Source organism: Pandoraea cepalis, assembly GCF_902459665.1.
Taxonomy (GTDB): Bacteria; Pseudomonadota; Gammaproteobacteria; order Burkholderiales; family Burkholderiaceae; genus Pandoraea; species Pandoraea cepalis.
Genome location: NZ_CABPSL010000001.1, coordinates 465,745 through 487,138 on the forward strand (window position 1 = coordinate 465,745; position 21,394 = coordinate 487,138).

A 21,394-nucleotide genomic window follows, 5' to 3' on the forward strand; every position below is an offset into this window, starting at 1 on the left:
CAACGCCGTGAAAATATGTCGTTTGGTGCAGCGCCCGCCAGTCCCTATGATTCAGTCATTGTCTCGCACTGAGTGGGGGTCGTAAAATGCAAAACAATTTAACAAAGGTGCAGTACTTCTACGGTATCCGCCCCGGGGACGTAATCAGCCTCGACCTGCATCACGAGCATACGCTGGTGGCACGCGGCGCGGCGGTTTGGGTTACGCGTGCAGGCGATCCGCGCGATTACTGGCTCATGCCCGGTCAGCGTCTCGCCGTCGAACCGGGGCGCCGTTACTGGATGTCGTCCGACGGGGTGGCGGAAGCCGAGCTGCAGCGCGAAGTGGCGCACCGTTTCTCACTGACTCGCGTGCTGCGCCGGTGGCTCGCCGGGCGCCGGGCATCGCGCGCAGCGAACGCCTGCGCGGCCGCCGCCTGACGTACGACGGTCGCGGGTCCGGCGCGCAGGTTCGGCGCGCGGGGTCATCGACATCGCGCGCCGGGCGAGCGCGGCTTCGAGCAAGACTGCGCCGGTTTCGTTAAAATTGCGGGCATGACCTCCCCGATCGAAGTGTGCTGGCGCGGCACCGAAGACTACGCCGCGTCGTTCGACGCCATGCGCGCGTACACCGACACGCGTGGCGCGTACGGCCCCGACCAGCTCTGGATCGTTCAGCATCCGCCTGTCTACACGCTTGGACTGGCCGGCGACCCCGCTCACTTGCTCGTTTCGAATACCGGTATTCCGCTCGTCAAGGTCGACCGTGGAGGCCAGATCACGTATCACGGCCCGGGACAGGTGGTGATTTACCTGCTCGTGGATCTGCGCCGGCGCAAGCTCGGCGTGCGCGAAATGGTGCGTTTGATCGAGCAGGCGGTGATCGACACCCTGGGCGCGTATAATCTCGACGTTGAGCGCCGGGCCGGCGCACCGGGAATCTATGTGAGCCCAGGCGACGGTGCCACAGCGCATGCCGGTGCGAAAATCGCCGCGCTCGGGTTGAAGATCCGCAACGGATGCAGTTATCACGGCGTGTCGTTGAACGTTGCGATGGATCTGCGGCCGTTCGACTGGATCAATCCGTGCGGCTATGCCGGCCTGCAAACCGTAGACATGGCCACGCTCGGCGTGGCCCCCCGCTGGGACGAAGTGGCCGCGCGACTGGCGCAGCAACTCGGTCATCATCTCGAACAGCACACCGCGTCGGCCGAAGCCGCGCCGCAGGCCGATCCGGCCCCCAGCGCAAACGCCGCCGCCTGATTGGACGTCTGGAAAGCCCCCAACATGACCACCACCGTGACTCAGAACGACACCGCGAACAAGGAAGTTCGCACGATCGACGGCGACTACGACGCCACTGCCAAGCAAAAGTCGCAAGCCAAGACGGCCCGCATCCCGATCAAGGTCGTGCCGATCGAGCGTTTGAAGAAGCCGGACTGGATCCGCGTGAAGGCGGCCACCCATACGTCGCGTTTCTACGAGATCAAGCAGATCCTGCGCGAGCACAACCTGCACACGGTGTGTGAAGAGGCGAGTTGCCCGAACATCGGCGAGTGCTTCGGCAAGGGCACGGCCACGTTCATGATCATGGGCGACAAATGCACGCGCCGCTGCCCGTTCTGTGACGTTGGCCACGGCCGCCCGGATCCGCTCGACGTCGACGAGCCGCTCAACCTCGCGAAGACCATCGCCGCGATGCGCCTGAAGTACGTGGTGATCACGAGTGTGGATCGCGACGACCTGCGCGACGGCGGCGCTCAGCACTTCGTCGACTGTATCCGCCACGTGCGCGAGCTGTCGCCGCAAACCCGCATCGAAATCCTCACGCCCGACTTCCGTGCGCGTCTCGATCGCGCGCTGGGCATTCTGAATGCGGCGCCGCCCGACGTGATGAACCACAACCTCGAAACGGTGCCGCGCCTGTACAAGGAAGCGCGCCCGGGGTCGGACTACCAGCACTCGCTCACGCTCCTGAAGGAATTCAAGGCGAAGCATCCGGACGTGTCCACGAAGTCGGGCCTGATGGTCGGCCTGGGCGAGACGGACGAAGAAATCCTGGAAGTGATGCGCGATCTTCGTGCCCACAACGTCGACATGCTCACGATCGGCCAGTATCTCCAGCCGTCGGAGCACCATCTGGCGGTACGTCGTTACGTCACGCCGGATACGTTCAAGATGTTCGAGGAGGAGGCCTACAAGATGGGCTTCACGCATGCGGCCGTCGGCGCGATGGTGCGCTCGAGCTATCATGCCGACGTGCAGGCGCACGAAGCGGGTGTGGCCGACGCCATCTGATTCGCCAGCGTCACGTCGTCGTCAGACACAGAACGCGGGCCGTCGAAAGACGGTCCGCGTTTTTGTTTGCCTTTCGATTACGACGCGTCACAGGATGGGCTCGGTTCAATACGCAATACGCGCGCACAAGTGGGCCCGTGCCGACTAAGTCGCTCCAAATGTGTCGCTATCTGCGGTGAACGTCGACGAATCGGGCGCCTCACCCGCCGGTCGCGCCTCATCGCGCCACGAAATATGCTGTAACAACCCTCACCTTGTCGGTTCTCCTGCATTGTTTCAGAATATTGAAACCTTGTTTTGCTTGGCAAAACAAGGCGGCTGTCATGGGAATTCGCGAACAGACGTTCCGGACGCACGCGAGGAGACTGCATGTCCCGTCAGGTCACCGAGGGCCGATATTTTGTGGAAGCGCCACAAGGGGGCCTGGGGAGGCGTTTGCCTCTGGTGATCGACGCACCGCACAGCGGGCATGTGTTTCCCCCCGATTTCGACACCATTGCGCCGACGGCCGCGATTCTTGCGTGCGGCGATGCTTACGTCGACGAGCTGTGGTCCGTGGCCACGCATCACGGCGCGACGCTCGTTGCCGCGCTTTTCCCGCGCGCCTACATCGACGCGAACCGCGCCGAGCACGACATCGATCCCGAATTGCTCGCAAGCCTGTGGCCGCACGACGCGCGTCCGCAAGCCTATAGCGAGCGCGGTGTCGGCCTGCTGCATCGGTTTGCCGCGCCGAACGTGCCGCTCTACGACCGGCGACTGTCGGTGGCCGAAGTCGAGCGGCGTATTCATGACTATTACCTGCCCTACCGTCACGCCCTGCGCGATGTGCTCGATGCCGCCTGGCAGCGGCACGGTGCGGTCTGGCACCTGAACTGTCATTCGATGCGTTCGCGCGGCGGGGCGCTCGATGTCGATGCCGGCATGTCGCGTGCCGACGTGCTCGTGAGCGACGGCGGTGGCACCACGGCCGATCCGGCCTTCTCACGCTGGATCATCGCCGAGTTCACGCGACTGGGCTATCGCGTGGCGTACAACACCCCGTGCGGTGAGGACGGCGGCGGCGATCTGGTGCGTCACTTCGGACGTCCCGAGGCGCGGCGCCACAGTGTGCAGATCGAGCTGAATCAGGCGCTTTATCTGAATGAATCGCGCGTGGAGAAGCATGACGGCTTCTCCACGCTGCAATCGCAACTTGGCCAATTCGCGGCGGCGCTCGCCGCCTATGCCGAACAACATAGTGAGGATGTTTGATGGACTACACAGTCGCTTCGGTCGATACGGCGCTTACGTTGCTGTCGCTGGTCGGGGAGTGTCCCGGCCTGGGTGTGACGGAACTGGCGCATCGCGCCGGCCTGAACAAGTCGCGCGCCTTTCGTCTGCTGGCAACGCTTGAGCAGCACCGCTGGGTGGTGCGCGAAGGCAGCCCGGTGACCTATGTGCTGGGCGCTCAGGCGTTGGTGTTGGGCGTGGCCGGGCACGAGCAGGTTAATCTCGTGAAGGTCGCCCATCGCCATCTTCAGGTGCTCAATCGCGCGCTGAACGAGAATATCCAGCTTCGCGTACGCGACGGGCTTGAGTCGCTGTGCGTGGCACGCGTCGAGTCGACCCACGAGTTGCGCGTGCACGGCGTGGTCGGCAATCGTCGTCCGCTGTATGTCGGCGCATCAGGCCGCGTGCTGCTGGCATTCGCGTCCGACGATGTTCGCGCGCAGGTGCTGGGCCGTCCGCGCAAGCGCTACACCGCAGGCACGCTCATCGAGCGCGACGAGCTGGCTGCCGAGCTACTCAACGTGCGCCGTCAGGACTGCGCGGTGAGCTTCGGTGAACTCGCGCCCGAGGCCGTATCGGTCGCGGTGCCGGTGCGCGATGCCTCCGGCGAAGTGATCGCGTCGCTGTCGGCGTCTGGTCCGTCGTCGCGCATGACGCGGGCGCTGCTGCCCGACATCTCGTCGCGCCTGTCGGCCTGTGCCACCGAGATCTCGGCTGCACTGGGCTATCAGACGCCCCTGCCGGAAGCGCTGTCCGCCTGAGCGTGTGGTCGGACCGTGTCGTCGATGCGACCTCGGGATTTGCCCAGGCGCCTTGTGCGACACACTACGCGTCGTGGATTTTCTGGAAATCCAGAAAGTTTATGACCTCGTTTTCCAGATTTCCATATTATCGATCTTCGGGTTTTCCACAGCTTCCATTATTAAAATCAAAGACTTGCGTTTTTGGCATGGGTATTGCTTTTGTAGAGTACGTGCTGCCGCATGATCCGGCGTCCCTACGGGAATCCAGACGTGCCAGGCAAGCCGACCTAATAAGAGAGGAGACCTTATGTTCAAGCAATGTCTTGCCGCTGCGGCACTGTGCGCAGCTTCGCTACACGCGTTTGCCGACGACGTCGTGCGTCTGGGGAATCTGAAGTTCGCCCACTACGGCGCAGTGTCGTACATGAAGGTCATCGGGCCGAAATACGGCCTGAAGATCGAGGAGCGGATGTTCGCCAAGGGGGTGGACATCATGCCGGCGATTGTGGCGGGGCAGGTCGACGTGTCGGCAAGCGCGCTGGATGCCGCAATTGCGGGGCGTGCGCAGGGCGCGCCGATCTACGCCGTGGCCGGGTTCGCGAAGGGCGGTGTGCGCCTCGTGGCGAAGAAGGGCTTGCCGATCACCAAGGTGGCCGACCTCAAGGGAAAGAAAGTGGGCGTGGCCCGTGGCGGTGCCCAGGAGTTGATTCTGTACGCCGAGTTGGCCAAGGCCGGCCTGACGTGGTCGGACAAGCCGGGCAAGGACGTGCAGATCCTCTTCATGGCCTACGCCGATCTGAACCAGGCGCTTGCCGCCGGCAGCATCGATGCGATGTGCCAGTCGGAGCCGCAGGCGTCGCAGGCCATCAACAAGGGCTTCGGCGTGGAAGTGCTCAAGCCGTATGACACGCCGCTCGGCGAACCGGTGCGGGCTCTCGTGATCACCGAGAAGCTCTACAAGGAAAAGCCGGACGTGGCGCAGCGCCTGATGTATGCGTTCGTCGAAGCCACCAACTTCTTTATCCAGCATCCGCAAGCGGCCGAGAAGTTCGTGCGCGAGGACATGTTCAAGAACCAGATCACGCCGCAGGACTTCTCGGATGCCATCGGCAACTCGCCGTATAGCTACGACCTGAGCACCTCGCACGTACAGCTCACGACCGACCTGATGAAACAGTATGGCGTGGGCCGGCTGCAGGATCCGGTGCCGAAGGCGGACGACTGGGTCAAGCTCGACCTGCTCGCCAAGGCGAAGACCCAGCTGAACATCAAGTAAAGCGAGGCGAACGGATGGCCGCTGTCCTTGCTTCTTCGGGCGCTACGCGCACCGCGCGCATGATGCGCGGTGTGTTGATTCCGCTCGCGGTCGTGGTGATCTGGCAGATCGTCACGGGCCTCGGGTGGATCAACCCGATCATTCTTCCGTCGCCGCTGGCGGTTGTCGCCAAGTGGTGGCAATACCTCAAACCGACTGTGACGATGGCCGACGGCGTCGGCGCGTGGCTGAATTCGAGCGAATTGCTCATGGACGCCGCCAACAGCCTGTATCGCGTGGTCATGGGCTTCCTCGTGGGCGCGGTGATCGCGTTGCCGCTCGGCCTGCTCATGGGCACCAGCAGCCGCATTTACGGGCTGTTCAATCCGCTGGTGCAGGTGGTGCGCCCGATTCCCCCGATCGCCTACATTCCGCTGGCCATTCTCTGGTTCGGCCTGGGCAATCCGCCGGCGTTCTTCCTGATCGCGCTCGGGGCGTTTTTCCCTGTGCTGATGAATACCATCGCAGGCGTACGTCACGTCGACGGCATCTATCTGCGCGCGGCCCGCAACCTCGGGGCGAGCCAGTTCACGATCTTTCGTCGCGTCATCATGCCGGCGGCGACGCCCTACATCCTGTCGGGCATTCGCATCGGCATCGGCACGGCGTTCATCGTCGTGATCGTGGCCGAGATGATTGCCGTGAACAACGGTCTCGGCTACCGCATTCTGGAAGCGCGCGAGTACATGTGGTCCGACAAGATCATCGCCGGCATGCTGACCATCGGTCTGCTCGGCCTGGTGATCGACCTCGGCATGGATCGTCTCAACAACCACCTGCTCAAGTGGCACCGTGGTCTCGAAACCAAGTGAGGCGAGCGACATGCTGATCGAAATTGAACACGTGGGTAAGCAGTTCCCGATTCCGGGCGGTGTCGTCGATGCGCTCAAGGACATCGACCTGACCATCGGCGCGGGGGAATTCGTCTGCCTGCTGGGGCCGTCGGGCTGCGGCAAGTCGACGCTGCTCAACGCGCTGGCAGGATTCGTGCAACCGACCTCGGGCGCCATCCGTATCGACGGTCGTGCGCATGCGGCGGCCGAGCCGGGCCCGGATCGCGGCATGGTGTTCCAGGAGTACGCGCTGTTTCCGTGGATGACGGTGGCGCAGAACATTGCGTTCGGGCTGGAAATCAAGGGGATGCGCCGCGCCGAGATCAACGAGCGCGTGGACCTGCTGCTCGGCAAGCTTAACCTGCGCGAGTTTCGCGACCGGTTTCCGCGCGATCTGTCGGGCGGCATGCGCCAGCGCGTGGCGATTGCCCGCGTGCTCGCGCTCGACAGCCCGATCCTGCTCATGGACGAGCCGTTCGGCGCGCTCGACGCGCTCACACGACGTACGTTGCAGGACGAGCTGCTGCGCATCTGGGAGGAGTTCAAGAAGACGATCATTTTCGTCACACACAGCATCGAGGAGTCGATCTATCTGGCCGACCGGGTCGTCGTCATGACGTACCGGCCGGGCACGGTCAAGCGAGACATGGTCATCGACCTACCCCGTCCGCGCGATACGGCAGGCAGCGAATTCAATGAATTGAAGAAGACGCTGGCCCAGATGGTGATGGAGGAGCAAATGCGCTTTGCGCAAAGCGAAATTCGCGGCGTCACCGCGGATTGATAACAAGGGCGGTGGCTTGCCCCGCCGCCTGAAGAGGAAACAACATGCAAACTCAGACCAAAAAACCCTTCTACCGCATCCTGTACGTACAGGTGCTGATCGCCATCGTCATCGGCATCGTGCTCGGTCACTTCAAGCCCGATCTGGCCGTGCAGATGAAGCCGCTCGGCGATGCGTTCATCAAGCTGATCAAGATGATCATCGGCCCGGTGATCTTCTGTACCGTCGTGACCGGTATTGCCGGCATGGAAGACATGAAGAAGGTCGGCCGCGTTGGCGGCAAGGCGATTCTCTACTTCGAAATTGTCTCGACGCTCGCGCTGATCATCGGTCTGGCCGCGACCCACATCCTGAAGCCGGGTGCCGGGTTCAACGTCGACATCAACGCACTCGATCCGAAGGCGATTTCCGGTTATGCCGCGAAGGCCGCCCACGGCGAGACGTTCGTCGACTTCCTGATGCACCTGATCCCGAGCACGATCACCGACGCGTTCGCCAGGGGCGAGATTCTGCAGATCCTCGTGATTGCCATTCTGTTTGGCGCCGCCCTGGGCATGATCGGTGAGCGTGGCCGCGTGGTGACGAACTGGATCGACAGCGTCTCGGGCGTGCTCTTCCGTGTGGTGCACATCATCACCAAGGTTGCGCCGCTGGGCGCCTTCGGTGCGATGGCCTTCACGATCGGCAAGTACGGCATCGCCTCGCTGGTGCCGCTCGCCAAGCTCATGGGCACGTTCTACCTGACGTCGTTCCTGTTCGTGATCGTCGTGCTGGGTCTGATCGCCAAGTTCACGGGCTTCTCGATCTTCCGTTTCCTCGCCTACATCAAGGAAGAGCTGCTGATCGTGCTGGGCACCAGCTCGTCGGAAGCGGCACTGCCGCACCTGATGGAGAAGATGGAGAAGGCCGGTTGCTCGAAGTCGGTGGTGGGTCTGGTGATTCCGACCGGTTACTCGTTCAACCTCGACGGCACCAACATCTACATGACGATGGCCGTGCTGTTCATTGCGCAGGCGACCAATATCGACCTGACCTGGGGCCAGCAGCTCACGCTGCTCGCCGTGGCGATGCTGACCTCGAAGGGCGCTTCGGGCGTGACCGGCGCCGGCTTCATCACGCTGGCCGCCACGCTCGCCGTGATCCCGACGATCCCGGTGGCCGGGATGGTACTGATCCTCGGTATCGACCGCTTCATGAGCGAGTGCCGTGCGCTGACGAACCTCGTCGGCAATGGCGTGGCGACCATCGTCGTGTCGGCCTGGGAAAAGGAACTGGACCGCAACAAGCTCGCGCAGGCCATGTCCAAGGACCGCGAACCTGAGCTGGCCTGACGGCCGGCGGCGGGTGCGAGGGTGTCACGTGAGTCGTTTCGCGTGACGCCACCGGCCCTCGCCAACGCAAGATTTGCCACCGGGCGGCGCGGCACAGGCACAATAGCGCCTGAGCTTCGCCGCCCGGTGGTCCTTTGGTTTTTCCTGGTTTTGCGATGACGACAGGCGGCACGACCGCGCCGCCTGCCGCCATCGCCAGAACCGGCCGTCATCGACGTCGACAAGGCGTACGCTGCGACCCAATGGCCACTCAGCACGACAACCCGATTCGCCCACGCGAGCGCCAGGCACCGGCAGGTGCCTCCGCTTCACGTACGGACGTTTCGCCCCCCCGGCGCGACGAAGTCCCCATCGATTTCGAGAGGACCGTGCCGATGCGCCGTTGGTCGTGGATCGCCGTCATGCTGTTGGCGAGCGTTCTGTTCTGCTGGTTGACGTACGCCCTGAGCTGGCAGCGCGGCGTGACCGACCTGCGCGTGAACGCCGGCGCGCGGGTCGAGCGCTACGCGGGCAGTCTGCGCAGCACCGTCGATCGCTACGAATTCCTGCCGTACTTGCTTTCGCTGCATCCGGATGTGCGCGATCTGTTGCTTCATCCGAACGATCCCGCAGTCGTGCAGCGCGCCAACGATTATCTGTTCGACGTGAACCAGCGCGCCAAGGCATCGGCCGCCTATGTGATCGACGCCAACGGGATCGCACTGGCCGCGAGCAACTGGCGCGAGAAGGCCACGTTCGTGGGGCAGCAATATCGTTTTCGCCCGTACTTCATCGATGCGATCCGGGGCGCGCTGGGCCGTTTCTATGGCGTGGGTACGACGTCGGGCGAGCCAGGGTACTTCGTCTCGCAGCCGATTGTGGTGGATGGCCAGATTCGCGGCGTCGTGGTCCTCAAGCTCAACCTGGAGTGGTTCCAGCGTGCAGGTGCCGACGCCTCCGAGCCCGTCGTCGTGGCCGACGATCACGGCGTGATATTCCTGTCGTCCGAGCCGCGCTGGCAGTATCGGGCGCTCGCACCGCTCACCCCCGCGGTGAAGGCGGCGCTCGACAGCTCGCGTCAGTACTACAACCAGCACATCACGCCGCTCGCCTGGAGCGAGGACGAGCGGCTCGACGCCGACGGCGAGGTCGTGACCGTGCGCGACGGACGCGGCGCCGGCAAGATGCGCCGCTTTCTTGCGGTGCAGCGCAGGCTGGGCGAGCCGAATTGGACGCTGATGTACTTCGCGCCGCTCGATCAGGTGATCGCCAACGCCCGGATCGCGGCAGTGGCGGCGGGCTGTCTCGCGGCGTTTACCTGCTTGCTGGGGGTGGCATGGAACCAGCGGCGTCAGCGCGTACGCGACATGCTCAAGAGCCGTGAGCTGTTGCAATCGGCGTACGCGGAACTGGGCGAGCGCGTGGCCGAGCGCACCGCCGATCTGCAGTCGGCCAATGAACGCTTGCAGACAGAGGTGCAGGAGCGCTCGCGCACCGAGCACGAACTGCGCGAGGCACAGAGTGAACTCGTGCAGGCGTCCAAACTCGTGGCGCTGGGGCAGATGGCCGCCGGTATCACGCACGAACTCAATCAGCCGCTCTCGGCGCTGCGCAGCTTTTCCGACAACACGCGCGTGTTGCTCGAACGCGCCGAGTACGGGGCGGCGCAAGAGAACCTGGAGGCCATCGCGTCGCTCACCGATCGCATGGGCAAGATCACCGGACAACTGCGGCTCTTCGCAGGCCGCGCACGCCGTGGCGACATGGAGGCGTCGGTGCGCCGCGCGCTCGACAATACGGTGACGCTGCTGCGCGGGCGTCTGGCGGACATTCCATTGACGACGACGTTTGCCGACGGATTGGACGACGTGTACGTCGCCTGCGAAGGACTGCGTCTCGAGCAGGTGCTGATCAATCTGGTGGGTAACGCTATCGACGCGGTAGGAAGCGTTTCCAGCCCGCAGGCACCGCCGTCGATCTGGATCGATGTGGAGGCCGACGACCTGTGGGTGCGCATTTACGTGCGCGACAACGGGCCGGGCATTGCTGAGGCACATATGCCGCGACTGTTCGAGCCGTTTTTCAGTACCAAGGAGGGGGGGCAGGGCATGGGGCTCGGACTCGCCATCTCGTCATCCATCGCCCAGGAAAACGGCGGCCAGTTGGTCGCCCGCAACGTTCCTGGCGGTGGCGCAGAATTTCTCGTGACGCTGCGCCGCGTGCAACGCACCGGCGCGACAATCGCATGATGTACAAGAACCTTCAGATCTTATTTGTCGAAGACGACGAACTCGTGCGGCGTGCCACGCTGCAGAGCCTGCAACTCGCCGGACTCGACGCCTTCGGGCTTGCCTCGGCCGAAGCCGCGCGCGAGCGCATCACGCCGGACTTCGCCGGCATCGTCGTGTCGGACATTCGCCTGATCGGCATGAGCGGGCTTGAGCTGCTTTCGCATCTGCGTCAGCACGCGCCCGAGGTGCCCGTGATCCTCGTGACCGGTCACGGCGATATTTCGATGGCCGTTCAGGCGATTCGCGACGGTGCCTACGACTTCATCGAGAAGCCGTTTGCGCCGGACCGTCTGATCGAATCGGCCAAGCGTGCGTTGGAAACGCGCAAGCTCATGCTGGAGAACCAGGCGTTGCGGCGCGAACTGGCGGAACAGGGCGGCCGCGCCTCGCGCATCATCGGACGCAGTCCGGCAATGGAGACGCTGCGCACGCTCATCGCCAACGTGGCGATGACCGATGCGCCGGTGCTCATCAACGGCGACACGGGGACGGGCAAGGAGCTGGTGGCGCGCAGTCTGCATGAGTTGTCGCGCCGCCGCGATGCGCCGTTCGTCGCGCTGAACTGCGGTGCGTTGCCCGAGGCGATTTTCGAGAGCGAGATGTTCGGTCACGAGGTGGGCGCGTTTACCGGCGCGGCCAAACGTCGCATCGGAAAGCTCGAACATGCGTCGGGCGGCACGCTGTTTCTCGACGAGATCGAGAGCATGCCGCTTGCGTTGCAGGTCAAGCTGCTGCGCGTTTTGCAGGAAGGTGTGCTGGAACGGTTGGGCTCGAATCAGTCGGTGCGTGTCGACTGCCGCGTGGTCGCTGCTGCGAAGGGCGATATGGAAGCGCTGGTGCGCGAGGGCACATTCCGTCGCGATCTGTATTACCGGCTGAATGTGGTGACGCTGGCGTTGCCGCCGCTGCGCGAGCGTCGCGAGGATATCCTGCCGCTGTTCGAGCACTTCATGCTGGACGCCGCCGTGCGCTATGGACGTCCGGCGCCCGTGGTCTCGGATCGGATGCGTCAGGAGCTGATGCAGGCAGACTGGCCGGGCAACGTGCGCGAGCTTCGCAATGCGGCGGATCGGCTGGTGCTCGGTGTGGCGAGTGCGCCCGAGGGCGACTCGCTCGCGCCGCTGCCGCTCAAGGAGCAGGTGGACCGCTTCGAGCGCGCCGTACTGCAAGAGGCGCTGGAGCACAGCAAGGGCAACGTGGCGGCGACGGCCGAGGCGCTGCACGTGCCCAAGGCGACGCTGTATGAAAAGCTCAAGCGTTACGGCCTTCACACGCGCAGTCAGGGCGAGGGCGGCGACAGCGGGCGTTGAGGGGACTCGGTGATGCAGGACGCCGAATTCGGCGACAAAACAAAAGCGCCCCGAAGGGCGCTTGCGTTGAGGCGAGGGAGGCCAGGCGATTCGGTGACGTGGCCCGGAGCCGCGACGTCAAGCCTGCTTGCCCAGTGCCGTCTCGATGAGTTTGTCGAGTTCCGCATATTCCGGCTCGCCCACGTATTGCTTGAGCACCTTGCCATTGCGATCCACGACGAAGGTCGTCGGCGTGAGCTGGACGTTGCCGTACTGCTTGGCCACGCTGCCGTCGGAATCCATCGCCACCTTGAACGGCAGTTGACGCGACTGCGCATAGTTCACCACGTACATCGGCGGGTCGTAGCTCATGGCGACCGCCACGAATTCCAGCCCTCGGCCTTTGTACTTCTCGTACGTCTGCACCATCGTCGGCATTTCCTTCATGCACGTTGTGCAGCTCGTCGCCCAGAAGTTGACGAGATAGACCTTGCCCTTGAGTTGCTCGGTGCCGAGCTTTTGTCCCGAGAGCAGCGTGAACGTCGCGTCGGGCGCGCGCTTCTGTCCGGCAAACGTGAAATACCCAGCGATCGCCACGATTGCGACGATCGCAATGGCGAGGATCTTGCTCATGGGAGACTTGCGGGGGATCGTAGCGCTCATGACACAGCCGTGTGGGCGGATTGTTCAATGGGTGACGACGATTCTACTCTGATTTCCAACCGGGTTTCTGCCGCCCCGATTCTGCTGCTTCGATTCCACGGCCCCGATTCCGCAGCCCCGATTCTCAGCGCGTTGCGGCGGCGCGGCCGGCGCGTAGCTGGGTGCGGCCCTGCGCGATGGCGTTGTCGAGATAGGCGCCATAGAAGTCGGGGAGTCCTGCGCCGATCAGCGGGTCGGCGACGGGGTGTCCGCTCGTATCGAGGAACAAAACCGTCGGCGACACCTTCACGCCGTGAGCGCGCGCCCAGGCAACGCCCGTCGTCGTCGAGCCGTCGAACTCGCGCACCGGCGCTGTGCTGTCCATGCCGATCTCGCGCACCTCGTATTTGCCACCGCGCACGAGCGGCGCAAGTTCGCGCTGGCGGATCGGGCCACAATAGACGCAGTCGCGCAGCGATACCAGCACGATCAGCGGGGTGTCGAGCGAAGCGGCACGGCGGGCGTGAGCGGCGAAGTCCGTCGCCAGCGGCACGCTGGCCTGTGCTTGCACCGCACGCGCCCCGTCGTTCTGCGCGGGCGTTGCCGACCCGCCGCCGCCGTCACGCGGTAACGTGACGCCCGCGGTTTGCGCCGACGCGAAATGCCCCGCGGCAGGGCGCGGGCTACCATCCGACGCCGGCGCCGCGACAGCCGCGCCAATGGCGAAGCCCGTCGTCAGCACCGCCAGCCCCCGCATCAGGCGACCGGCCCTTTGCGGGGGCGCAGGGGCGTGGCACCCGGGCTTGAGCGCCAGCGCGGATGCAATCGCCCCGCGTCTGTCGCAGACGCCGGTAGGCAATGGGCGGGATGAGTCGGCCGTGGTGGGTTTCATGCCGCCGATGATACCGGGATCTGCAACGGCGCGTTTTTCGTGTCGCAACACATGGCGGATAATGGCAATCTCCTTCCCTTCAGGCTCATCCTCCTGTCTATGAATCGCGTTATCCGTGTCTACGTCATGCTTGTCGCGGCCATGGTGCTCGCCGCCTGTTCCCCTCGCTACGATTGGCGCGAGGTGCACGACAAAGACGGCGGGTATGCCGCAACCTATCCCGCCAAACCGACGCAGGACGCGCGCGAAGTGAAGTTCGCCTCCGGCCCACTGCCTATGCGCATGCAAGCTGCCCGCGTCGATGCGGCACTCTTCGCCGTGGGCGTGGTGACGCTGCCCAAGGACGACGCAACGCTACGTCAAGCAGTCCTCGCCGAGTTGCAGCATGGCTTGCTCGCGAACGTGAACGACGGGGCCGCCGCGCCGGTGCAGGTCATGGTGCGTCAGGCGGGCGACGCGCCTGCGATTCCCGGACTGGGCGTATCCGCGCAAGGCAAGGCCAGCGACAAGACGGAGCGTTACGTTGCCGCCCGTTTCGTCGGTCGCGGCAATCACGTCTATCAAGTGGTCGTGCTGGCGACGAAGGCTCCCGCGAAGGACCAGGTCGACCAATTTCTCGATTCGTTCACGCTGGAGTGATCGCCGCTGCGCCTCGCGCCCGTTACGATGACGGGGCTTCGCGGTATTGCACGGCCTCTGCGACGTGATGGGCATCGATATCGCCAATGCCTGCGAGATCGGCTACCGTGCGCGCCACGCGCAGCACGCGATGATAGGTGCGTGCCGACCAATGGTGTTGCGTCACCGCGCGGTGCAGAACGTCCTGCGCGTTCGGCTGCAGGGCGCATTGCGCCTCCAGCGCACGGCTCGACAGGCCGCAGTTCAATTGGCCCTGGCGAGATAGCTGGCGCTCCCGCGCCTGTCTGACGCGTGTCGCCACGACTTCGCTGCGCTCGCCGCTGGCCGGCGCGGCGAACGTCTCGGCGCTCAGCGCCGGCACTTCGACGTGCAGGTCGATGCGATCGAGCAGCGGGCCCGAGAGACGATTGCGATATCGCGCCACGGCCTCGCTCGTACAGCGGCAATTGCGCGACGGATGTCCCAGGTCGCCGCACGGGCACGGGTTCATCGCGGCCACGAGTTGAAACGCGGCGGGGAACGTGGCGTGTCCGCCCGCGCGGGAGATCGTGACATGGCCCAACTCCAGCGGTTCGCGCAGGACTTCGAGCACGCGGCGCTGAAATTCAGGGAGTTCGTCGAGAAAGAGCACCCCGCGATGGGCCAGACTGATTTCACCGGGCCGCGGCGCGCTACCTCCGCCCACCAGCGCCGCGGCCGACGCCGTATGATGCGGCGCACGAAACGGTCGCCGGCCCCAGTGGCGCATATCGAATCCCTGTGCGCTCAGGCTGGCCAGCGTGGCGGCCTCCACGGCCTGCGCCTTGCTCAGCGCCGGGAGCAATCCCGCGAGCCGCGTCGCCAGCATCGACTTGCCGGTACCCGGTGGGCCGTAGAACAGGATGTGATGTCCGCCTGCCGCCGCAACTTCCAGGGCACGCTTGGCGTGCTCTTGACCCTTGATATCTCCCAGGTCGGGGAGGTCGCTTGCTTGCGCGACGCCGCTGTCGGCCGACGCCGCCAGCGCCAGTGGGACAACGGCGCGCGGCAGCGGCGTCGCCACGTCGGGCTCGGCGAGATGCGCGCAGACATCGAGCAAGGTGCGCGCGCCATAGACCGTGGCGCCCTCCACCAATGCGGCTTCCTGCGCGCTTGCCGCGGGCAGCACGAGCGCACGCGCCGACGGTTCGGCCAGCATGGCGCTCGCCATCGCCAATGCCCCGCGAACCGGACGCAACTCGCCGGTGAGCGACAACTCTCCCGCAAACTCGTGCGAGCGCAATCCGGCGTCGGGGAGCTGACCGCTGGCCGCGAGGATGCCAAGCGCGATCGGCAGATCGAAGCAGCCAGACGCTTTGGGTAAATCGGCCGGCGCCAGATTGACCGTGATGCGCCGGGCGGGAAATTCGAACCGGCCGTTCTGCAACGCCGAGCGCACGCGCTCCCGGCTTTCCTTGACCTCGGTATCGGGCAGGCCGACCAGCGACAGGCCGGGCAGCCCGTTCGCCAAGTGCACTTCGACGGTGACCGCGCGGGCCGCCATCCCCGTGATCGCACGGCTGCTGACAACTGCCAATGACATCTCTCCTCCTTCGAACTATTGCGACGCATCACATCGCATCGATGTCGATAGTCGTCGCAGAACGCCGCGGCGCACAATGTTCAATCGGAGGAAATCGGGGGCGTGGAGGGTGTTTTCGGAGCGACGGCACCGACGGTTCGGCAAGGTCCGCTGCGATTTAGGAGGATTCTGATCTTAGACTGAGAATCGGGAAGTGACGACACACGGCAGCGGGGTGCGCCGCAGCGGGGCATGGCGTTGGCCTTCGGCCGCCGAAAATGACAAAGGGCGCCCACGCGCCCCTTGTATTTCGTCAGTCTTGCGCTTCGTTGCGCAGGCCTTCGAGTTCGGCCACGCGCTTTTCGAGCGCCTCGAGTTTTTCGCGCGTGCGCGCGAGCACCTGCGCCTGCACGTCGAATTCCTCGCGGGTCACCAGATCGAGCCGGTTAAAGCCCTGGTTGAGCAGGCTTTTGACGTTGCGCTCGATATCCTTGGCGGGTGATTGCTTGAGCAACTCACTCACCTTGGCTTGCATGTCTTGCAGGATCTCGTTCGGTTTCATAAGCCTTCCTCTCTTCGATTCTTCGCACCAATGTGGTGCTTGCACCGTCAGTGTGCTTCGGCGCGCCGGTCTGACCGGTGCATGGTGGTGCATCAGGGCGGCCGCCAACGTTGGCGCAACTCTAACACCGTTTCCTGCGCCCAGCCAGCGCACACAACGGCGCAACCGTTACCCGGCAAGGATTTGCCCTCGTTCGACACGCTGGGTTGTCGCCGGTGCCGGCACCCGCGCGCCACGTTGTCCCCGCAATTTTGCCAATTTTTTATCCCGGAATTTGTATCTTGCGCGTCGCAGCGCATGGGGATGCGAGACCTGGCACGAGAGTTGCTCTACTCAGGTCAGAAACTGCCGCACGCTGCACCAAGACGTTAGATAACAACTCAGGGGAAAGTGATGAAGAAAGTGTCAACTGCGATGGCTGGCGTTGTGTTCTCCAGTGCGATGGCGATGTCTGCCGGCGCTTTTGCGCAGACGAGCGCCGATGGCGCGGCGCCCGCCACAGCGGCGAGTGCCGCGGCCGAACCGCTGACCGTGACCGCCAACATCGGTCTGTTCTCCGACTACCGCTTCCGCGGGATCTCGCAAACGGGCAAGCGCCCGGCGGTGCAGGGCGGTTTCGATATCGCACACGAATCCGGACTGTATGCGGGCGTATGGGCGTCGAACATCAGCTGGATTTCGGATGGCAATTCGGCGGTGAGCGCGCCGATCGAAATGGACTTCTACGGCGGCTGGAAGAAGGAAATCATCCCGGACTGGACCATCGATGTCGGGGGCCTGCAGTACTACTACCCGGGCACCTATCCGTCCGGGGCCTTCTTCCCGCGTCCGCATACGTTCGAACTGTATGCCGCCCTGGGCTGGAAAACCGTAACGCTGAAGTACTCGCACTCCATGACCCGTTTGTTCGGCCTCGTGAGTCCGGACGGCCAGGATACGTCGAACAGCGGCTACCTCGACCTCACGGCGACCTATGACATCGGCGTCTGGGGCCTCTCGGCGGTGGGTCACGTGGGGCATCAGTGGGTGCACAACTTCAGCGCGGCTGGCTACACCGACTGGAAGATCGGCCTGTCGAAAGACCTGGGCAAGAACTTCTCCGTGTCGGTCGCCTACGTCGATACGAACGCCGATGAGAAGTACTACACCGCCGCGAATTCCGGCAAGGTACTCTCCAAGGCGACGGTCGTCGTGGGGTTGTCGAAGACATTCTAAGGAGCGACTCAATATGAAGCTGATAACCGCAATTGTGAAACCCTTCAAGCTCGACGAGGTGCGCGAAGCCCTCTCGAACATTGGCGTGGCGGGGATTACGGTGACCGAAGTCAAGGGCTTCGGCCGCCAGAAGGGCCATACCGAGCTGTATCGGGGTGCAGAATATGTCGTCGACTTTCTGCCGAAGGTGAAGATCGAGGCGGTCATCGGCGACGCCCTGCTCGATCAGGCGATCGACGCCATCGAGCAGGCGGCCCGCACCGGCAAGATCGGCGACGGCAAGATTTTCGTGTCCAACGTCGAACACGTCGTCCGAATCCGTACGGGAGAGACCGGCGAAGACGCGCTGTGAAGGTCCTACAAAAGAGACAACAAATCATGAAAAAACTGCTTGCCAAACTGTTGCTCGTCGCCGCCTTCGCAGGCGTCGCGGGCACGATGGGCCTCGGCTCGACCGCCGCGCTCGCGCAGGACGCTTCGGCGCCTGCCGCCGCGTCGGAGACGGCGTCACCCGCAGCGACGGCTGCGACGCCGGCGGCTGCGCCTGCACCGTCGGCTCAGGCCGCTGCGCCGGCACCCGCCGCCGCAACGCCCGTGCCGCCGAACAAAGGCGATACGGCCTGGCTGCTGACCTGTACCGCGCTGGTGATTTTGATGACGCTGCCCGGCCTGGGCCTGTTCTACGGCGGTCTCGTCCGCTCGAAGAACATGCTCTCGGTGCTGATGCAGTGCTTCATCATCTTCTCGCTCGTGGTCGTGCTCTGGTCGATCTACGGCTACAGCATCGCGTTCACCGAGGGCGGGGCGTTCTTCGGGGGCTTCGATCGTCTGTTCCTGAAGGGCATGACGCCGGACTCGATCGCCGCGACCTTCAGCAAGGGCGTGAATGTGCCGGAATACGCGTACATGGCGTTCCAGGCCGCGTTCGCCGCCATTACCTGTGCGCTGATCGTCGGGGCGTTTGCCGAACGTACCAAGTTCTCGGCCGTGTTGCTCTTCACCGTGATCTGGTTCACGTTCTCGTACCTGCCGATCGCCCATATGGTGTGGTTCTGGTCGGGTCCGGACGCTTACACTGACCCTGCCGCCGCCGACGCCGCCACGGCACATGCCGGCTGGCTCTTCCAGAAGGGCGCGCTCGATTACGCAGGCGGTACGGTGGTGCACATCAATGCCGCTATCGCCGGTCTGGTCGGCTCGTACATGGTCGGCAAGCGTGTTGGCTTCGGCAAGGAAGCGTTCAAGCCGCATTCGCTCACGATGACGATGATCGGTGCCTCGCTGCTCTGGTTCGGCTGGTTCGGCTTCAACGCCGGCTCGGGGCTGGAGGCCAACGGCGGTGCCGCGCTCGCCTTCGTGAACACGCTGCTCGCCACCGCAGCTGCCACGCTGTCGTGGACGGCGGGTGAGTGGATCGGCAAGGGCAAGCCGTCAATGCTCGGTGGTGCCTCGGGGGCTGTCGCCGGTCTGGTGGCGGTGACGCCGGCCGCCGGCTTCGTCGGCCCGATGGGCTCGATCGTGCTCGGCCTGCTTGCCGGTCTGATCTGCCTGTGGGGGGTGAATGGCCTGAAGCGCCTGCTCAAGGCCGACGACGCGCTCGATGTGTTTGGCGTGCATGGCGTGGGCGGTATGCTCGGCGCGATTCTGACGGGCGTGTTCGCGGCCCCGTCGCTTGGCGGCACGGGCATCTACGACTACGTGGCCAACAAGGTGGCGCCGGACTACTCGATCGCCGGTCAAGTCTGGATCCAGCTGCAGGCCGTGCTCACCACGGTCGTCTGGTCGGGCGTGGTCGCCTTCATCGCCTTCAAGATCGCCGACATCGTGCTGGGTCTGCGTGTGCCGGAAGACGAAGAGCGCGAGGGGCTGGACATCACCTCGCACGGCGAATCCGCTTATCACAACTGATGACGCAGACGTCGGTGGTGGGCGTTTGCCTCACCGCTCGACGCTGTGACATCGCATGGTTTGGGCCCGGCTTCGGCCGGGCGTGACTTCCAACAAGCGCCCGCGAATCGGCGACGATGCGCTGCCAACCTCGGCCCAGGGCGAGCAAGAGAGGTTGCCGGTGGCTGGTCGGACAGCCGCCCCCGGCATTGGACGGGTACCCGGCGGGTGCCCGTTTTTTTCGCTTGCGATTCCCCGCTTCGTCCCCATCTTCTCTCACCGCGGCGTGCGCACTCTACGTCCTCCGATCCCGCCCAAGGGTGGGGGGCGCCGAGCGTATGCTCTACAATCGATATTCCATCTGGATATGAGAGAAGCATGGTTCCGCATCTCGTCACGGCTCTGAAAGGCCCTTTGCTCGACCTGGAAAAAAAGATCCTCGATGCGACGCCCGCCATCGAGCGCTGGTTCCGGCTCGAGTGGCAGGAACATACGCCGCCGTTCTATTGTTCGGTCGACCTGCGTAATGCCGGCTTCAAGCTTGCTCCGGTCGACACCAATCTCTTCCCCGGCGGTTTCAACAATCTGGCGCCGGAGGTGCTGCCGCTTGCGGTGCAGGCGGCGATGGCCGCCATCGAGAAGATCTGCCCCGACGCCAAGAACCTGCTGCTCATTCCCGAACGGCATACGCGCAATACCTTCTACCTGCAGAATCTTGCGCGGCTGTCGACGATCATGCGTCACGCAGGGCTCCATGTGCGTCTGGGCAGTCTCTCGGACGACATCACCGAGCCGACCACCATCGAGTTGCCCGACGGTCAGCACGTTGTGATCGAGCCGCTCGAGCGTACACCGCGCCGGCTGGGCCTCAAGAATTTCGATCCGTGTTCGATCCTGCTCAATAACGACCTGTCCGCCGGCATTCCGCCGATTCTCGAAGGTCTGCACGAACAGTACCTCCTGCCGCCGCTGCATGCGGGGTGGGCGGTGCGCCGCAAGAGCCAGCATTTCTCGGCATATGACGACATCGTCAAGAAGTTCGCCAAGATGATCGACGTCGATCCCTGGATGCTCAACCCGTACTTCGCCAAGTGCGAGGGCATCGATTTCGACGAGCGCGTGGGCGAAGAAAAGCTCGCCGATACGGTCGATGCCGTGCTCAAGAAGATCAACAAGAAGTATCGCGAGTACGGCATCAGCGAGAAGCCGTTCGTCGTGATCAAGGCCGATGCCGGTACTTACGGCATGGGCGTGATGATGGTGCACGACGCCGCCGAGATCAAAAACCTGAACCGGCGCGAGCGCACCAAGATGAGTGTGGTCAAGGAAGGCCTCGAAGTGCACGACGTGATCGTGCAGGAAGGGGTCTACACGTTCGAGCGCATCAACGAAGCCGTGGCCGAACCGGTCGTCTACATGATCGATCGGTACGTGGTCGGCGGTTTCTACCGGGTGCACACCGGACGCGGGACCGACGAGAACCTCAACGCGCCGGGCATGCACTTCGTGCCGCTCGCCTTCGAGCATACGGCACTGCCCGATGTCCACGCCAAGCCGGGGGCGGCACCGCCCAACCGGTTCTATATGTACGGTGTGGTGGCGCGTCTGGCGCTGCTCGCGGCGTCGGTCGAACTTGAGCGCACCGATCCGGATCCGGAAACGTATTGACGCGGCACGATCGGCGCGGCGACCAGTGGCATCCGTTCACGCCTTTTCGGTCACGCGTTGGTTTGAGATGTTTCCGAATTTGAGGTGAGGCCCTGCCTGTGCGGCGGCGGCCTTGAACGCTTTAAGTTCCGTGGGGCGAAAAGAAAAAGACGCCCGGCTGGCCCCCCGACTAGCCGGGCGTCACATTTACCGGTCGCCTCATGCAACGACCGGAAATCGGGGCTTCCCTGGGCGGT

Annotated in this window: 20 protein-coding genes; 16 read left to right on the top strand and 4 right to left on the bottom strand. The window is 64.1% G+C overall.

Annotated features, from left to right (window positions below; translation table 11 throughout):
* Nucleotides 1–86: 86 nt before the first annotated feature.
* From PCE31106_RS02120 to PCE31106_RS02170, 11 genes are all read left to right on the top strand, one after another.
* Nucleotides 87–419, top strand: a complete 333-nt coding sequence (locus PCE31106_RS02120) for a DUF2917 domain-containing protein (RefSeq protein WP_150562236.1) — start codon at nt 87–89, stop codon at nt 417–419.
* 114 nt (nt 420–533) lie between these two features.
* Nucleotides 534–1,241 carry a lipoyl(octanoyl) transferase LipB gene (lipB, locus tag PCE31106_RS02125; protein WP_150562237.1) on the top strand — a complete coding sequence of 236 codons (708 nt, stop codon included), beginning with the start codon at nt 534–536 and terminating at the stop codon, nt 1,239–1,241.
* Between the two features lie 24 nt (nt 1,242–1,265).
* Entirely contained in the window at nt 1,266–2,276 is a 1,011-nt protein-coding gene (gene lipA, locus PCE31106_RS02130; RefSeq protein WP_240756149.1) for a lipoyl synthase, read from the top strand.
* A 369-nt stretch (nt 2,277–2,645) separates the two neighbouring features.
* A complete protein-coding gene (locus PCE31106_RS02135; protein ID WP_017235604.1) occupies nt 2,646–3,530 on the top strand; it encodes an N-formylglutamate amidohydrolase in 885 nt (294 codons plus the stop codon).
* Entirely contained in the window at nt 3,530–4,309 is a 780-nt protein-coding gene (locus tag PCE31106_RS02140) for an IclR family transcriptional regulator (RefSeq protein ID WP_017235605.1), read from the top strand. The genes PCE31106_RS02135 and PCE31106_RS02140 overlap by 1 nt, the downstream gene beginning before the upstream one ends.
* Before the next feature lie 289 nt (nt 4,310–4,598).
* Entirely contained in the window at nt 4,599–5,567 is a 969-nt protein-coding gene (locus PCE31106_RS02145) for an ABC transporter substrate-binding protein (protein ID WP_017235606.1), read from the top strand.
* Between the two features lie 14 nt (nt 5,568–5,581).
* Nucleotides 5,582–6,418: an ABC transporter permease gene (locus PCE31106_RS02150; RefSeq protein ID WP_017235607.1), complete on the top strand. Its 837-nt coding sequence runs from the start codon at nt 5,582–5,584 to the stop codon at nt 6,416–6,418.
* A gap of 10 nt (nt 6,419–6,428) precedes the next feature.
* Nucleotides 6,429–7,223, top strand: a complete 795-nt coding sequence (locus PCE31106_RS02155) for an ABC transporter ATP-binding protein (RefSeq protein ID WP_150550897.1) — start codon at nt 6,429–6,431, stop codon at nt 7,221–7,223.
* A gap of 44 nt (nt 7,224–7,267) precedes the next feature.
* Entirely contained in the window at nt 7,268–8,554 is a 1,287-nt protein-coding gene (locus tag PCE31106_RS02160) for a dicarboxylate/amino acid:cation symporter (protein WP_150562238.1), read from the top strand.
* 242 nt (nt 8,555–8,796) lie between these two features.
* Entirely contained in the window at nt 8,797–10,782 is a 1,986-nt protein-coding gene (locus tag PCE31106_RS02165) for a sensor histidine kinase (RefSeq protein WP_150562239.1), read from the top strand.
* Nucleotides 10,779–12,134 carry a sigma-54-dependent transcriptional regulator gene (locus tag PCE31106_RS02170; protein ID WP_017235611.1) on the top strand — a complete coding sequence of 452 codons (1,356 nt, stop codon included), beginning with the start codon at nt 10,779–10,781 and terminating at the stop codon, nt 12,132–12,134. Before PCE31106_RS02165 ends, PCE31106_RS02170 begins: the two co-directional genes overlap by 4 nt.
* A gap of 117 nt (nt 12,135–12,251) precedes the next feature.
* Here PCE31106_RS02170 and PCE31106_RS02175 read toward each other — a convergent pair whose 3' ends face one another.
* Together PCE31106_RS02175 and PCE31106_RS24220 are read right to left on the bottom strand one after the other, a co-directional pair.
* Nucleotides 12,252–12,746, bottom strand: coding sequence for a TlpA disulfide reductase family protein (locus tag PCE31106_RS02175; RefSeq protein WP_437343781.1), 495 nt, complete (start codon nt 12,744–12,746; stop codon nt 12,252–12,254).
* Nucleotides 12,747–12,900: 154 nt separating this feature from the next.
* Entirely contained in the window at nt 12,901–13,647 is a 747-nt protein-coding gene (locus PCE31106_RS24220) for a thioredoxin domain-containing protein (RefSeq protein ID WP_254440885.1), read from the bottom strand.
* A gap of 99 nt (nt 13,648–13,746) precedes the next feature.
* Between PCE31106_RS24220 and PCE31106_RS02185 the strand changes: the two genes are divergently transcribed.
* Nucleotides 13,747–14,286, top strand: a complete 540-nt coding sequence (locus tag PCE31106_RS02185; protein WP_150562241.1) for a hypothetical protein — start codon at nt 13,747–13,749, stop codon at nt 14,284–14,286.
* A 22-nt stretch (nt 14,287–14,308) separates the two neighbouring features.
* Here PCE31106_RS02185 and PCE31106_RS02190 read toward each other — a convergent pair whose 3' ends face one another.
* A complete protein-coding gene (locus PCE31106_RS02190) occupies nt 14,309–15,847 on the bottom strand; it encodes a YifB family Mg chelatase-like AAA ATPase (RefSeq protein ID WP_150562242.1) in 1,539 nt (512 codons plus the stop codon).
* Nucleotides 15,848–16,139: 292 nt separating this feature from the next.
* Entirely contained in the window at nt 16,140–16,388 is a 249-nt protein-coding gene (locus PCE31106_RS02195; RefSeq protein ID WP_017235617.1) for an accessory factor UbiK family protein, read from the bottom strand.
* A gap of 393 nt (nt 16,389–16,781) precedes the next feature.
* Here PCE31106_RS02195 and PCE31106_RS02200 point away from each other — a divergent pair, with 393 nt between their 5' ends.
* From PCE31106_RS02200 to gshA, 4 genes are all read left to right on the top strand, one after another.
* On the top strand, nt 16,782–17,603 hold the full coding sequence (locus PCE31106_RS02200; protein WP_150562243.1) for a TorF family putative porin: 822 nt from the start codon (nt 16,782–16,784) through the stop codon (nt 17,601–17,603).
* Between the two features lie 13 nt (nt 17,604–17,616).
* Entirely contained in the window at nt 17,617–17,955 is a 339-nt protein-coding gene (locus PCE31106_RS02205; RefSeq protein ID WP_010804740.1) for a P-II family nitrogen regulator, read from the top strand.
* 86 nt (nt 17,956–18,041) lie between these two features.
* A complete protein-coding gene (gene amt, locus PCE31106_RS02210; protein ID WP_246181717.1) occupies nt 18,042–19,511 on the top strand; it encodes an ammonium transporter in 1,470 nt (489 codons plus the stop codon).
* A gap of 357 nt (nt 19,512–19,868) precedes the next feature.
* Nucleotides 19,869–21,158 (top strand): glutamate--cysteine ligase, encoded by a 1,290-nt coding sequence (gshA, locus tag PCE31106_RS02215; RefSeq protein WP_017232716.1) that lies wholly within the window; start codon nt 19,869–19,871, stop codon nt 21,156–21,158.
* Nucleotides 21,159–21,394: the final 236 nt, after the last annotated feature.